Here is a 13,986-nt window from a genome sequence, read left to right on the forward strand (position 1 = left end):
CGGTCCGGGCGAGTCCTTCGACCCGGACGGCGACGCTCCGGCGAGAGAGAGTGAGCGCAGCCGAACACGCAGCGAAGGTGACCGACATGGCCGTTCTCCTCGGTACGAAGCCCGCTCACGACGACCCGCTGGGCGAGACCTGCTTCGCCAGGGCGGCCGGCGCGCTGGACGCCCACCGGGCCGGAGCCGCGCACGCCTGCGCCTCCTGCGGCGCCGCCTGGCCGTGCGCGCCCGCGCTGGCCGCCGCCTTCATCCTCGAACTCCACTAGCGGCGGCTCACCCGCCGCGCAGGGTCGCCGTGGTGAGCCTGCGCAGCGCCTCCGCGTACGGCGGATCGAACCAGTAGCCGGCGTGCCAGCGGGTCTCCGGCAGCGGATCGCCCGGCTCCGGCCTGGCCGGGTCCCAGCAGAACAGGTCCACCGCCGACAGCGACTCGCGCGGCCCGAACGGGTCCACCCGCCCCAGGACGGGCCCGCCGATCGGGTCGCTCAGCCGGTAAAGGTTGAACCAGGGCACCGCGTCCCGTACCGCACCCAGCGCGGCGGGCCCGAAGTAGGCGGGGAAGAACGCCGCGTACAGCCGCCGCAGCGGCGAGCCGTGCGTGAGCAGCCGCACCCGCCCGCGCGCCGCCGGGTCGAGCTGCAGCACCACCGAGGCGGCGATCACGCTGCCCTGGCTGTGTCCGGAAAGCAGCACCAGATCGGCGTCATCCCTGGCCAGCCGGCGCACCCGGGAGATCAGCTCGGGCACCACCCGCTCGGTGTAGCAGGGCGGGGCGAGCGGGTGGGTGGCGCGCGGCCAGAACGTGGACACGTCCCACAGGATCCCGATCGTCCGGCGCAGCCCCGGATCGCTGTACGCGCGCCGGCCCAGCAGCACCAGCCCGACGAGGAACGCGGCCATCGCCCAGCTGCCGATCGTGGCGAACAGCCCGGCCAGCCCGTCCACCGGGCTCAGCAGCCGGAACTGGTAGAACACGGTCACCAGGGCGAACCCCGCCAGCCCGATCCCGGTCAGCAGCCCCAGCACCTGCCCGGCCCGGTCGGTCAGCCCGGCCAGCGCCCAGCAGCCGGCCACCTCCTCGCTGTGCCGCCCGTAGTGCGGCTCCAGCCCGGGATTCAGCCGGGCCGCCTCGGACCTGCGCGCGTTCCACAGCACGAGCCCGACCACCACCAGGCCCGCGACCAGGACCGGCACCAGCGCGGCCGTCCACCACACCGGCTCGTCCAGGAACAGCCTGTGGCCCACCGGCCCGCCCGCGCCCGGGGAGGCCGGCACGCCGAAGAACGAGGCCGTCCAGAACATCACGCCCAGGCCCAGCGCGTTCGCCACGGCCGCGGCCACCAGCAGCGCGAACCAGCTCGCCAGCCCGCCCAGTGCCCGCGGCCCCGTCCCCCGGTCGCGCCGGGCCAGCCACCAGGTGCCCGCCAGCGTGAACGCCACCAGCCCCAGCGTCAGCACGAACTGCACCGTCCCCGCCCCGACCCCCGGCAACTGGCGCGAGCCGGACGCGCCGGGCAGCCCGGCCGCCGCCGCGACCAGCGTCACGGCCAGCACCGTCGCGCCCGCCGCCTCCAGCGCCGCGCAGACCCGGCTCAGCACCGCCCCGCCGGGATCGTCGGCGCCCGGATCCACCCGCCGCGCCACCCCCGGCGCCACCACCGCCAGGACCGCGGCCACCAGCACCACGGCGTTCGCCACCGCCAGCACCAGCCCGAGGCCCGAGCGGGTGAACGGGGCCGCCACGGCCAGCCCGATCCACCCGAGGGCGAACGCCACGTGCACCGCTCGCAGCCGCCGCACCGGCTCGTCGCCGTGCCACAGCCGCGGCCGGGCCAGCAGCACGCCCGGCCGCTCGAACCCGTCGGGCGGCATGGCGGTCCGCTCGTCCCGCTGCCACGTCCGCCGCCCGACCACCCACAGCACCACCACCACGGCGAGCGGCACCAGCGCGGTCACGGCCAGCCGCCGCGAGTGCTCGGCGCCCCACAGCTCCGCCATCCACCGCACCCAGCCGGGCGCGGTCGCGTACGCGCACGCCCGCCCGGCGGCGGTGCACTGCCAGCCGATCAGGTCCACGCTGGCCCGCGTGACGGCCGCCACCAGCGTGCCCGTCAGCAGCAGCGCGAACAGCCGCTGAGCCGCCTCCAGGGCCCGCCGCACCGGCCGCCCGCCCTCCGGCCTGGGCAGCATGAAGTACGCCAGGTTGGCCAGCGCGAACGGCAGGAGCAGCAGCCACAGCGCGATGGTCCGGCCGCCGGAGGTGAGCCCGGCCCACGCGTACGCCTCGCGGTGACGCTCGCCCGGCACGTCCGCGTCCTCGGTCTCCGGCCGGCCCGCCGGCCACCAGCGCCGGTAGAACCCCGTCGTCCCGTCGCCCGCGACCAGCAGGGGATGCGGATGGTTGAGCATCTCCCCGGGCGGCGTGCCGGACACGCCGTGCACCCGCAACTCGGTCATGCCGCTCGTGCTGGTGTCCAGGAACCCGTCCATGACCGCAGCATGATGAGGGCACGCGTGACACGCCAGGGACAGGCCTACTCTGTCACGCCCACGACAGTGTCAAAGGTGGACGAAGCGGGCAGGCAGCCGGGCTTTCGCGGCCTCGGCGGCGGCGAAGCGGTCGAGGGCGTGACGTCAACCCGTCACGCCCGTGGAGTCGAGCACCTCGTCCCGCACCGTGGCCAGCGCCAGGTCGAGCGCTCCCACCAGCACGGGGTTGCCCGCCACCTGCGACAGCCGCACCCGCGGGCGGGCGATGGTCAGCGCGTGCAGCTCCTCCTCGATCAGCCGCCGCAGCGGCTCCCCGCCCGCCAGCGGCACCGCGCCGGTCAGCACGATCAGCGCCGGATCCATCACCGAGGTGATCGCGGCCAGCCCCACCGCCAGCCGCCCCGCCACCTCCCGCAACGCCGCCTCACCCGAACCCGCGGGCACCGCGTCCACCGCGCCGGCCATGCGGGTTTCCGGCGGGTTCGCCGCCGTGTTCTCTTGCGGTGGGCCCGCCGGCGGGTCCTCGGCGGCTCGGGCCGCGTTCCTGACCATCTCGCACAGGTCCGCGCCCGGGATGCCGTGCCGGCGGAGGACCCGCAGCACCGCCGCGCCGCCGGACAACGCCTGGAAGCCGTGGTCGGCGTACGGGCCGCTCTCGCGTGCCGTGGGCGCGCCCGGCGCGGGCATGTAGCCGACCTCGCCCGCACCGCCCGTCGCGCCACGGTGGAGCCGGCCGCCGAGGACGATCGCCGAGCCGATGCCCGCGTCGGCCCACAGCAGGACGAAGTCCGGTGTGCCCGCGGCCGCCCCGTGCGCCCGCTCCGCCAGGGCCACCAGGTTGACGTTGTTCTCCACCGACACCGGCACGCCCAGCCCCATGGACAGCCGGTCCACCAGGTCGTCGACGTGCCAGCCGGGCATGTCCTCGGCGGTCGCGTACCCCAGCCGCCCCGTCGTCGGGTCGACCGCCGCCTGCACCCCGATCACCAGGTGGCGCGGCGGCGCGGGAGGCCGCGCCCCGGCCAGCGCGGCGCGCAGCCCGCCGATCAGGTCGCCGCCGGGCGGCTCCAGCACGTGCTCGCCGACCACCGCCCCCGTCAGGTCCGCCACCCGCGCCTCGATCCTGCCCGAGGTGACGTCCAGCGCGGCCGCGTACGCCGCCGCCGCGTTGACCCGGTACACCTCGGCGGTACGGCCCGGCAAGCCCTCCCGCACCCCGTCCAGCACCACGAGCCCCGCCTCGCGCAGGCGGAGCAGCAACTGCGACGCCGTCGGCTTCGACAGCCCCGTCAGCGCGCCCAGCTCGGGACGGGTGAGCGGCCCGCGCTCCAGAAGCAGGCGCAGGGCCGCGCGATCGTTGATCGCGCGTAGCAGACTGGGAGTGCCCGGTACGGAACCGCTCACTGTCACCTCTTCCCCCGGAGGTTAGGAAACTTTCCTAACCGAAGGTGACCGTAAAGAGCGCCGGGGCGTCCGGTCAAGAGGTGCGGCGAACCCGTGACCGTACCGCAGAGAGGGTCGCGCAGAATGAAGGGGCCGCACGGGAGAGGGGAGAGAGTGAAACGCGGGAGAGCGCCGCGGCAGGCATGCTAATCTCGTCGTTTGTCGTAACAACAAGCAGAATGGCCCGGAGTGTCCCATTAACCACAATAATGGTCTGGCGGCAACCCGTCAATCGGAACTCGCCAGGGAGCAGGCGTACGTCACCCGCCTCTACGAGCGGCTGGACGAGCTGCGCGAGCGCACCCAGCACCAGTTGAAGGAGGTGCTGGCGTCCGGCGCCGTCGGAACGATGCAGAACCGGTCGGAGCGCGACACGTTCGCCGACATGTACGCCTCCCGGCTGGCCCGGCTGTGGGCGGTGGAGCGCGGCCTGGTCTTCGGCCGGCTCGACCACGTCGACGAGGGCCGGCTCTACATCGGCAAGCTCGGCCTGACCGACGACGAGCAGGAGCGCCTGCTCATCGACTGGCGGGCACCGGTCGCGCAGCCGTTCTACCGCGCGACCCCGGCGGCTCCCATGGGCCTCACCCGGCGTCGCCACCTGCAGACCCGGGGCCGCACGGTCGTCGCGGTCGACGACGACCTGCTCGACCTCGACGCGCTCACCGAGGACGACCGGGCCACGCTCAACGGCGAGGCCGCCCTGCTGGCGGCGCTGGACGAGCGGCGCACCGGCCGGATGCGCGACATCGTGGCCACCATCCAGGCCGAGCAGGACAAGGTGATCAGGTCCGACCTCAACGGGGTGCTCGTCGTCCAGGGCGGCCCCGGCACCGGCAAGACCGTCGTCGCGCTCCACCGCGCCGCCTACCTGCTCTACACGCACCGGGAGCGGCTGGAACGCCGTGGCGTGCTCATCCTCGGCCCCAACCTGACCTTCCTGCGCTACATCGAGCAGGTGCTGCCCTCGCTCGGCGAGACCGACGTGCTGCTGTCGGCGGTCGGCGAGCTCTATCCCGGGCTGACCGCGACCGCCAGGGACAAGCCCGAGGTGGCCGCGGTCAAGGGCGACCTGCGCATGGCCGAGGTGATCGCCAGGGCGGTGCGCGACCGCCAGCGCGTCCCGCGCAAGCCCGTCGAGCTGCGGCTCGGCCGCTACACCCTGACCATGGACCGCAAGATGCTGGAGTCGGCCGCCAACAAGGCCGCCCGCTCCCGCCGCCCGCACAACCAGGCCCGCGCCGTGTTCGTCCGCTCCCTGCTCAACGCGCTGGCCCGGCAGGCCGCCCGACAGATCGGCAAGGGCCTGATCGACGACGACGAGCTGGCCGACCTGCGCGAGGAGCTGCGCACCGAGCCGGTCGTCAGGTCCGCGCTCAACCGGCTCTGGCCCTATCTCACGCCGCAGCGGCTGCTGCTCGGCCTGTACGGGTCGCCGGACCGGCTGGGTTACGCCGCCGCCGGCCTGACGCCCGAGGAGCGGGCCCTGCTGCGGCGCGACGGGGCCCGGGGCGGCGAGTGGACCGAGTCCGACGTGCCGCTGCTGGACGAGGCCGCCGAGCTGCTCGGCGAGATCGACGAGCAGGTGCTGCGGGCCAGCGCGATGGCGGCGGAGGAGGAGCTGGCCGCGGCCCGTCAGGCCGAGGAGCACGAGCGCGAGGCCGAGCTCGCCTACGCCCGCGAGGTGCTGGAGCTGACCGGTCTGTCCGACGTCATGGAGGCCGAACGGCTGGCCGAGCGTCAGCGCGGCGAGGGGCCGCACCTCACCACCGCCGAACGCGCCGCCGCCGACCGCACCTGGGCCTACGGTCACGTCATCGTGGACGAGGCGCAGGAGCTGTCGCCGATGGCCTGGCGGGCCGTCATGCGGCGCATCCCGACCCGGTCCATGACGATCGTCGGCGACATCGCCCAGACCGGTTCGGCGGCTGGGGCGCGCTCCTGGGCCGAGGTGCTCGACCCGTACGTGGCGGGGCGGTGGCGCCAGGAGCGGCTGACCGTCAACTACCGCACGCCCGTCGAGCTCATGGAGGTCGCCGCCCGCGTGCTCGCCACCATCGACCCCGGCCTGGAGGCGCCGCGGTCGGTCCGCGAGATCGGGGCGAGCCCGTGGGCCGCGCCGCTGGCCGAGCTGCCCGCGATCGTCGCGGACGAGGTGGCGGGCGGGGGCAAGGTCGCGGTCGTGGCGCCCGACGAGCTGCTCGCCTCGCTGGGGGAGTCGGTGGAGGGCGCCGTGGTCGTCACCCCCGGCGCCGGGCGCTCCCGCGGCGCGGAGGCGCTCGACGCGCCCGTCGCCGTGCTCGGCGTGGCCGACGCCAAGGGGCTGGAGTTCGACTCGGTGATCGTGGCCGAGCCGGACCTGATCGCGGCCCAGTCGCCGCGCGGCACCAGCGATCTGTACGTGGCGCTCACCCGTGCCACGCAGCGGCTGGGCGTGGTCCACGATCGCCCGCTCTCAGATGCTTTGCGCGGCTTGACGAGGCGGCCCGATGGAGACTCCCGCAGTGCCGGTGGGGTGCCTGCCGTGCCGGGTAGTGGCCGCCCACCTGGGAAAACTTGATGTTTCTGCTGATCGGGACACGGTTGACATCTGAGGCTGAGTCGGTAGTTTGCTGCCCAGTCCAGCACGGGACTTGGCCGGTTGGCCGTCTCTGACATCGCCGGATCCTGCGTCCGTGACGGAGCGTGGCTTCGTCCACACAGCCAGGTGCAGGGCCGTCGGTCCGTCGAGTCGGGGCACCCCAACCGGGCGGGGGGTTGGACCCGGGACGGGCCCGGGAGCCCAGTAGACAACGGAATTCCGCGCTCGCCGCCGACGAGACGGGTCCGGTCCGAAGGGTTTCCGGGCCCTCTTCCCGTTCCCGTGCGCCGGGCTCGTCAGTGCGCCGGGTGGTCCCGTTCCTCGCGGGATCACCCTGTCGCCGCGTCCGGCATGACCGGAGAGCGCCTCCGGGGCGGTAGCGTTTTCGCATAGCAAGGCGTGCGGATCGCGAGGAGACCCCGCAGTGGTGCAGGAGAAGACGGGCCGACCGGCCACCCCCGGAGACGGGAGCGGCCCGCCCACGCCCTCATCCGGCGCCCCGGCCGTTGAAAGTTTCACCGGCTCTGCCGCCCCCACGGACGGCGAACGGCCGCCTCCGGCCGAGCATGCGGGCTCTCGTCCCAGTGGTGATGGGCCGTCGGAAGGGCGGAAGCGGAAGCGGCGGGGGCGGACGGTGGGGGAGTCGCCGCGGGTGCTGGCCGCCCGGCTGGGCGCCGCCGTGGCCGGTGGGGTGCTGCTCTATCTGGCGTTCCCGCCGCTCGGGTGGTGGCTGTGCGCGCCGCCCGGGCTGGCGCTGATCGTCGCCTCCCTGTACGGGGCGTGGCCCAGGAGGGCGGCGTGGATCGGCTACGTGGCCGCGGCCGTGTTCCTGACGCCCGCGCTGGCCTGGGTCAGCACGATCGGCGTCGACGTGTGGATCATGCTGGTGGCGGTCGAGAGCCTGTTCTACGCGGCCATGGCCGCCGCGGCGGCGCTGGTTCTCCGGCTGCGGCTGTGGCCGGTGTGGTTCGCGGCGCTCTGGGTGGCGATGGAGTGGGCGCGCGGGCTCGTCCCGATCGGCGGGTTCCCGTGGGCGCGGGTGGCCTTCAGCCAGGGCGAGTCGCTGTTCACCCCGTACGCCGCGCTGGGCGGCGCTCCGCTGGTCTCGTTCGCCGTGGTGGTGTGCGGCGCCCTGATCGCCCACGCGGTGCTCGTACGGCCGCGTACGGGCCTGCTGCGCGGGGTGCCGGTCGCGCTGGCCGTGGCCGTCCCCGTCGTCGCCCTGGCCGTGCCCAGGCCGCCGGACGAGGGCCGCACGGTCAACGTCGGCATCGTCCAGGGCAGCGTGCCGGGCCGCGGCATGCACATCTTCGGCGACGAGCCCGCCGTCGTGCTGAGGAACCACGCCGAGGAGACCAAGCGGCTGGCCGGGCGGGTCCGCGCCGGCGAGTTGCCCGCGCCCGACCTGGTGGTGCTGCCGGAGAACTCCACCGACATCGACCCCTACACCGACGCGTTCGCCTACGGCACGATCCACGACTCGGTGCGCGACATCGGCGTGCCCACCCTGGTCGGCGCGGTCGTGGCGATCGGCGACGAGCATCGCGCGACCCGCAGCCTGGTGTGGGATCCCGCCACCGGTCCCGGCGACTACTACGACAAGCAGAACCTGGTGCCGTTCGGCGAGTACACCCCGTTCAAGGAGCTCGTGCTCGCCCTGTACGAGCGCGCCAACCTGGTCGGCAGGCAGTCCGTCCCCGGCACCGGACCCGGCGACCTGAAGATGGGCCCGGTCACCGTCGGCGCCGTCAACTGCTACGAGGTGGCCTACGACGGCACCGTGCGGGCCACCGTGCGGGCCGGCGGCACGCCGCTGGTGGTGCAGACCAACAACGCCTCCTACGCCCTGTCCAATCTGCCCGCCCAGCAGTTGGCGATGTCCCAGCTGCGGGCGGTCGAGCACAACAGGGCGGTCGTGACGGCGGCCACGACAGGCATCTCCGCGTTCGTCACGCCGGACGGTAAGGTCTCGTGGCAAACCAGGGAGCTGGTTGCCGACAGCACCGTTGTAACCGTGCCGATACGCACCGAACAGACGATCGCCACGAGGGTCGGCGCGGCTCCCGAGTGGGCATTGATGATGTTGGGAGCGGCGGCCACCGTCGTCGCCGCCCGGCGCGGGCGCCGGGCCGACCGGATGATGGGGGACGACTGACGATGGAGACGCTCGGCCGGGTGCTGGTCATCGTCCCGACCTACAACGAGCGCGAGAACCTGCCGTCGATCACCGAGCGGCTGCGGGCCGCGCTGCCCGAGGCCCACCTGCTGGTGGCCGACGACAACAGTCCCGACGGCACCGGCAAGATCGCCGACGAGCTCGCCTCGGAAGACGACCACGTGCACGTCCTGCACCGGCCGGCCAAGCAGGGGCTCGGCGCCGCCTACATCGCGGGGTTCCGGTGGGGGCTGGGCGAGGGCTACGACGTGCTGGTGGAGATGGACGCCGACGGCTCGCACCAGCCGGAGGAGCTGCACAAGCTGCTGACGTCGCTGTCCGAAGGGGCCGACCTGGCGATCGGGTCGCGTTACGTGCCGGGCGGCAAGGTGAGGAACTGGCCGGCCACGCGTGAGCTCCTGTCCCGGGGCGCCAACCTCTACACGCGGATCATGCTCGGCCTGCCCGTCCGCGACGCCACCGCGGGGTTCCGCGCCTACCGGGCGGCCGTCCTGGAGAAGGTCGGGCTGGCCGACGTGGAGTCGCAGGGCTACTGCTTCCAGGTCGACCTGACCCTGCGCACCTGCCGTCACGGGCTGCGGGTCGCGGAGGTGCCGATCACGTTCGTCGAGCGGACGGTCGGCACCAGCAAGATGAGCGGCCGGGTGATGGCCGAGGCGTTCTGGCGGATCTTCCAGTGGGGGCTCGTCGGGCTGCCCGCGCGACTGCGCGGCCGGCGCTCCTGACCGCAGGAACGCGAGGACGGTTCCGGGCGTTGTTCTACCTAGACGTGTCCTTGATGTGCACAGAACGAGGCGACGATGCGGCTTCTGCTTTTCCTGGCCTTCCTGGCGATCCCCATCCTGGAGGTGTGGCTGCTGATCCAGGTCGGGTCGGTGATCGGCGGCTGGCCGACCGTGGGCCTGCTGGCGGCGGCGGCGCTGCTCGGCTCATGGCTGGTGCGGCGTGAGGGACGCCGCGCCTGGCACAGGCTGCAGGAGTCGATGCGCACCGGCGTGATGCCCGAGCGCGAGCTGGCCGACGGGGCGCTCGTGCTGGTGGGCGGCGTGCTCCTGGTGATGCCGGGATTCCTCAGCGACGTGGTCGGCCTCGCGTGCGTCCTGCCGTTCACCCGGCCGGGGATGCGGCGGCTCGGCGGGTGGTTCTTCGACCGGCGGGTCAAGCGGATGGCGGCGGCTTCCCCGTACGCGAACATGTTCCCGCCCCAGTCCGCGGGGCCGGTGCGCGCGGACGTCCCGCAGGCCGGTCCCCACGGCGGCGCGCCGCGCGGGAAGGTCGTGCACGGCGAGGTCATCCGCGAGGACCGCGACTAGCGACGCCGCCGGTCACGCGCGCAGCAGAAAACCCCCGGGCCGCCGGCCCGGGGGTTCACCGTGAGAGTGATGTCAGGCGCTCTTGCGGCGCTGGGCCCTCAGGACCGCCAGCCGCTCGTTGAGCACCTCTTCCAGATCTTCGATGGACCGCCGCTCGAGGAGCATGTCCCAGTGAGTCCGCGGCGGCTTGGTCTTCTTCGACTCCGGCTGCTCGCCGTCGACCCGCACCGCGGTCGCGCCGCACATGCGGCACTCCCAGGTCGCGGGAATCTCAGCCTCGGCGGCAAGCGGAACCTCGAAGCGATGCCCCTTGGGGCAGGTGTAAGACACCTCCTGGCGCGGGGCCAGATCCGTGTTACGGTCGTTCTCGTAGCTGGTTGCCCCGAGCCGGGTGCCACGAAGCGCGCGCTCGCCCATGTTTGAATGCCTCCTACAGGGCCCCCATGCGTGGGGGGTCTGTCTCCCACGGTGTGTAACGCTTGGTACCGTGATGGGATTCCCACCCGCGGGGAGATCCAATCGCTATACCGCCGAGGAGTTCGGGGCCGCGCCCGCTCGTCAGAGGTTCCTCGGCACCTCGTTGCCCGCCGCGCGGATCGCCTTCGGCAGGTTGACCAGCGCCAGCAGCACGAACCCGAGCACGAAGAAGACGACCATCGACATGATGGCGATGCGGTAGCTGTTGGTGAGCTGCAGGGCGATCGTCACCGTCAGCGCGCCGATGAACGCCGAGCCCTTGTCGCTGATCTGCAGCAGGCTGAAGTACTCGGCTTCCCGGCCCTTCGGGATCACCTGGGAGAAGAGCGAGCGCGACAGCGCCTGGGTGCCGCCGAGCACGATCGCGATGGCGAAGGCCATGAGGTAGAACTGCACCGCCTGCCCTTCGCGGACGAACAGCGCCATCATCACGATCACCGTCCACACCACGATGCTGGCCAGCACCGTGCGCTTGGTGCCGAACCGCTCCGCCAGCCTGCCCAGCAACAGCGCCCCGAAGAACGCCACGAACTGCACCATCAGGATCGCGGTGATCTGCACCGTGCGGTCCAGCTTGAGCGCCTCGGAGGCGAAGGCCGCGCTGTTGCCGATCACCGTCTGGATGCCGTCGTTGTAGACCAGGTAGGCCACCAGGAACAGCAGCGTCAGCGGGTAGCGGCGCAGCTCCTTCAGCGTCCGCCAGAGCTGGCGGAAGCTGCCGCCCACCGACGCGAGCGCGGTGTGCTCGTGCGCCGGCGCCGGCCGGTTGCGCAGCCGCAGCAGCGGCACGATCGTGAAGGTGGCCCACCACAGCCCGGCCGACATCATCGCGATGCGCACCGACTCGCCCTGGGTCAGCCCCAGGCTCTCGTGGCTCAGGAAGAGCACCAGGTTGAGCGCCAGCAGCAGCCCGCCGCCGAGATAGCCGATCGCCCAGCCCCGCGAGGACACGCGGTCGCGCTCGTCGGGGGTGGAGATCTGCGGCAGCCACGAGTCGTAGACGACGACCGAGGCCCCGTAGGCGACGTTCGCGATGACGAACAGCCAGCCGCCGAGCATGTAGCGGTCGCCCTCGACGAAGAACAGTCCCATCGCGGCGAGCGCGCCGACGTAGGCGAAGACGCCGAGCATCTCCCGCTTGCGGCCGGTGTGGTCGGCCAGCGCGCCCACCATCGGCAGGGCCACGATCTGCAGCAGCACCGCCACGGTCGTGATCAGGCCGAAGAACGCGACCGGCCGGATGTCCATGCCGAGCACGTCCACGTAGCCCAGGCCCGGGTTCTGCACGGCGAGCCGGTCGAAGCCGGCCGCGCAGGTGGCGGCGTCGACCTGGGCGAAGTCCTTGGCGCACGAGGCGGTCTTGGCGACCTCGATGATGTACGGGCCGAGGAAGACGGAGATGATCGTGGTGTAGAAGGCGGAGTTGGCCCAGTCGTAGACGTACCAGCCGCGCTGTTCGCGCCGGCGTACGGCGGGTGACTCGGAGGCGGGGTCGGAGGCCGCGGGGGGTGCGGGTACGGACATGGTGTGGAGTCGCTCCTAGGCGGCCATGCGGCCGGGATGCCACTGGCCGCGCCGCTCCAGGACGTCGCGCAGCCCGGTGATGTTGTCGGTCATGATGCCGTCGACGCCCAGATCGAGCAGGCGCTCCATCCGGGGGGTGTCGTTGATGGTCCAGACGTGCACCTGCATGCCGAGCGCGTGGGCCGTCCGCACCAGGTGGCGGGTGGCGACCCGCAGCCCGCGGAAGCCGACCGGCACCTGCGCGCACGGGATCGCCGCGCGTTTCAGCCGGGCCAGCAGGCGGCCGTAGCCGGAGGTGGCGGCGGCGGCCCGGAGCGCGGCCACGCCGCGCGGCCCGAGCGCCGAGCACACCTCCCGCCCGAGCGCCGCCCTGGCCAGCACCAGCCGCTCGTCGGAGAACGAGGTGAGGCAGATCCGGTCGTAGGAGTTCGTCCGGCGGATCGCCTCGGCCAGCGGCGCGATCGCCCCCGGCTCCTTCACGTCGATGTTGAACCGGATCTCCGGCCAGGTGCCCAGCAGGTCCTCAAGCAGCGGGATCTCGTGGACGCCGCCGATGCGGGCCCGCTTGACCTCCTGGTAGGGCAGCTCCGAGACGCGGCCCCGCCGGTCGGTCACCCGGTCCAGCGTGTGGTCGTGGAAGGCGAGCAGCACGCCGTCGGAGGTGGCGTGCGCGTCGGTCTCCAGATGGGTGTAGCCGAGCCGCACGGCCCGATCGAACGCCTCGAAGGAGTTCTCCGCCCCCTCCAGCGCCCCGCCCCGGTGGGCGAAGGCCAGCGGGCCCGGATGGTCGAGAAAGGCGAATCGGCGGCTGAGCACGGTCTGAAGTATGCCTTCCACGGGTGAACAAAAAGATTACGAATCGGGTAGATTCTGCCACTCCTGGCGGCGGGCCTCGGCCAGCGCGATGGCGGCCGCCACCGCCACGTTGACCGAGCCGACCCGACCCACCTGCGGGATGTAGCAGACGCCGTCGGCGGCGTCCAGCAGCGCGGGGGAGCAGCCGTGGTCCTCGCTGCCGACGACCAGGCACACGTCGCGGCCCAGCGCGGCCCGGTGCAGCGGCACCGCCTCGGCGGTCAGCTCGACCGCCATCACGGTGAAGCCGTCCTCCCTGGCCGCCTTGACGGCCTCCAGCGCGGGCACCGGGTCGTGCCACTTCACCAGCCGGTCGGTGCCGAGCGCGGTCTTGCCCGCCTTCGGGTTGGTGGGCGGGGTGGCGTTGCCGGCCAGCCAGATCTGCTCCACGCCGAACGCCGCGGCGGTACGGAAGATCGACCCGACGTTGAACGGGCCGGTGACCGACTCCAGGATCAGCGCCAGGCGGTTGGCGGTGTTCCTGCGCCAGGTGCGGTTGAGCCGCTTGACGTCGGTGGGGCGCAGCTGCCTTCTCATCTTTCGACCTTCAGTACGCGGTAGGAGGCCCTGGAGGCCTCGCGGGAGGCCCGCCAGCCCTGCTCGCCGAGCCAGCGCTGCAGGGAGTCGGAGCCGAGGTGTTTCTGGACGACCAGGTGGGCGGCGCCGCCGGGGGCCAGCCGCGTCAGCCACCTGGTGAGCATGTCGTGCAGGGCCGCCTTGCCGATGCGGATCGCGGGGTTGGACCAGATCGCCTGGAACGTCACGTCGTCGGGGACCTCGTCGACATGCATCGACCTTACTTTGTCAAGGCCCGCGGCCCGGGCGTTGCGCGCCGTCAGCTCGACGGCCCGCCGGTTCACGTCGACGGCCCACACGGTCGCCTCGGGCGCCCGGGAGGCCATCGTCAGCGCGATCGGGCCGTAGCCGCAGCCGAGGTCGAGCAGGTCGCCGTGCGGCGGCGGCGGCGGGACCGTCTCCAGCAGGATCTTCGTGCCGAGATCGACCCGCTCGGGCGAGAACACGCCGCTGTCGGTCTCCAGCCGCAGATGAAGGTCGGGCAGGACGAGGTCGGCCTGACCCGGCCTGCTCTCGGCCCCCGGCCGTTCGGAGAAGTAGTGCCCCAC

The 13,986-nt window shown here is 73.1% G+C and carries 12 protein-coding genes; 5 read left to right on the top strand and 7 right to left on the bottom strand.

The genetic code is table 11. The features are described from left to right. Positions 1-86 precede the first annotated feature (86 nt). Entirely contained in the window at positions 87-269 is a 183-nt protein-coding gene (locus ACZ6YG_RS14460) for a hypothetical protein (protein WP_148031444.1), read from the top strand. 7 nt (positions 270-276) lie between these two features. On the opposite strand, the gene ACZ6YG_RS14465 is transcribed toward ACZ6YG_RS14460, so the two are convergent. Next, a complete protein-coding gene (locus tag ACZ6YG_RS14465; protein ID WP_466018229.1) occupies positions 277-2,493 on the bottom strand; it encodes a hypothetical protein in 2,217 nt (738 codons plus the stop codon). A gap of 144 nt (positions 2,494-2,637) precedes the next feature. Next, a complete protein-coding gene (locus ACZ6YG_RS14470) occupies positions 2,638-3,897 on the bottom strand; it encodes an ROK family transcriptional regulator (protein WP_466018230.1) in 1,260 nt (419 codons plus the stop codon). Positions 3,898-4,258: 361 nt separating this feature from the next. On the opposite strand from ACZ6YG_RS14470, the gene ACZ6YG_RS14475 reads away from it, so the two are divergent. From ACZ6YG_RS14475 to ACZ6YG_RS14490, 4 genes are all read left to right on the top strand, one after another. Next, positions 4,259-6,496 carry a HelD family protein gene (locus ACZ6YG_RS14475; RefSeq protein WP_466018478.1) on the top strand — a complete coding sequence of 746 codons (2,238 nt, stop codon included), beginning with the start codon at positions 4,259-4,261 and terminating at the stop codon, positions 6,494-6,496. Between the two features lie 655 nt (positions 6,497-7,151). Continuing rightward, positions 7,152-8,672, top strand: coding sequence for an apolipoprotein N-acyltransferase (lnt, locus tag ACZ6YG_RS14480; protein WP_466018231.1), 1,521 nt, complete (start codon positions 7,152-7,154; stop codon positions 8,670-8,672). 2 nt (positions 8,673-8,674) lie between these two features. Next, on the top strand, positions 8,675-9,418 hold the full coding sequence (locus ACZ6YG_RS14485) for a polyprenol monophosphomannose synthase (protein ID WP_219545704.1): 744 nt from the start codon (positions 8,675-8,677) through the stop codon (positions 9,416-9,418). 75 nt (positions 9,419-9,493) lie between these two features. Continuing rightward, a complete protein-coding gene (locus ACZ6YG_RS14490) occupies positions 9,494-10,006 on the top strand; it encodes an FxsA family protein (protein ID WP_148031449.1) in 513 nt (170 codons plus the stop codon). Between the two features lie 72 nt (positions 10,007-10,078). On the opposite strand, the gene ACZ6YG_RS14495 is transcribed toward ACZ6YG_RS14490, so the two are convergent. From ACZ6YG_RS14495 to ACZ6YG_RS14515, 5 genes are all read right to left on the bottom strand, one after another. Further along, entirely contained in the window at positions 10,079-10,423 is a 345-nt protein-coding gene (locus ACZ6YG_RS14495; protein WP_043625492.1) for an RNA polymerase-binding protein RbpA, read from the bottom strand. Positions 10,424-10,564: 141 nt separating this feature from the next. Continuing rightward, positions 10,565-12,007 carry an MFS transporter gene (locus ACZ6YG_RS14500; protein ID WP_466018232.1) on the bottom strand — a complete coding sequence of 481 codons (1,443 nt, stop codon included), beginning with the start codon at positions 12,005-12,007 and terminating at the stop codon, positions 10,565-10,567. A 15-nt stretch (positions 12,008-12,022) separates the two neighbouring features. Further along, positions 12,023-12,823 carry a glycerophosphodiester phosphodiesterase family protein gene (locus tag ACZ6YG_RS14505; RefSeq protein ID WP_148031451.1) on the bottom strand — a complete coding sequence of 267 codons (801 nt, stop codon included), beginning with the start codon at positions 12,821-12,823 and terminating at the stop codon, positions 12,023-12,025. Between the two features lie 36 nt (positions 12,824-12,859). Continuing rightward, on the bottom strand, positions 12,860-13,399 hold the full coding sequence (locus ACZ6YG_RS14510; RefSeq protein ID WP_148031452.1) for a TrmH family RNA methyltransferase: 540 nt from the start codon (positions 13,397-13,399) through the stop codon (positions 12,860-12,862). Continuing rightward, positions 13,396-13,986 carry a class I SAM-dependent methyltransferase gene (locus ACZ6YG_RS14515; protein WP_148031453.1) on the bottom strand — a complete coding sequence of 197 codons (591 nt, stop codon included), beginning with the start codon at positions 13,984-13,986 and terminating at the stop codon, positions 13,396-13,398. The genes ACZ6YG_RS14510 and ACZ6YG_RS14515 overlap by 4 nt, the downstream gene beginning before the upstream one ends.

This window comes from Nonomuraea sp. NPDC054003, from assembly GCF_055585125.1.

Excerpts from the sequence above, each read along its gene's own strand:
- ACZ6YG_RS14510 (WP_148031452.1), bottom strand. The coding sequence starts at position 13,399 with ATGAGAAGGCAGCTGCGCCCCACCGACGTCAAGCGGCTCAACCGCACC.
- ACZ6YG_RS14500 (WP_466018232.1), bottom strand. The coding sequence starts at position 12,007 with ATGTCCGTACCCGCACCCCCCGCGGCCTCCGACCCCGCCTCCGAGTCA.
- ACZ6YG_RS14465 (WP_466018229.1), bottom strand. The coding sequence starts at position 2,493 with ATGGACGGGTTCCTGGACACCAGCACGAGCGGCATGACCGAGTTGCGG.
- ACZ6YG_RS14460 (WP_148031444.1), top strand. The coding sequence starts at position 87 with ATGGCCGTTCTCCTCGGTACGAAGCCCGCTCACGACGACCCGCTGGGC.
- ACZ6YG_RS14485 (WP_219545704.1), top strand. The coding sequence starts at position 8,675 with ATGGAGACGCTCGGCCGGGTGCTGGTCATCGTCCCGACCTACAACGAG.
- ACZ6YG_RS14490 (WP_148031449.1), top strand. The coding sequence starts at position 9,494 with ATGCGGCTTCTGCTTTTCCTGGCCTTCCTGGCGATCCCCATCCTGGAG.
- ACZ6YG_RS14495 (WP_043625492.1), bottom strand. The coding sequence starts at position 10,423 with ATGGGCGAGCGCGCGCTTCGTGGCACCCGGCTCGGGGCAACCAGCTAC.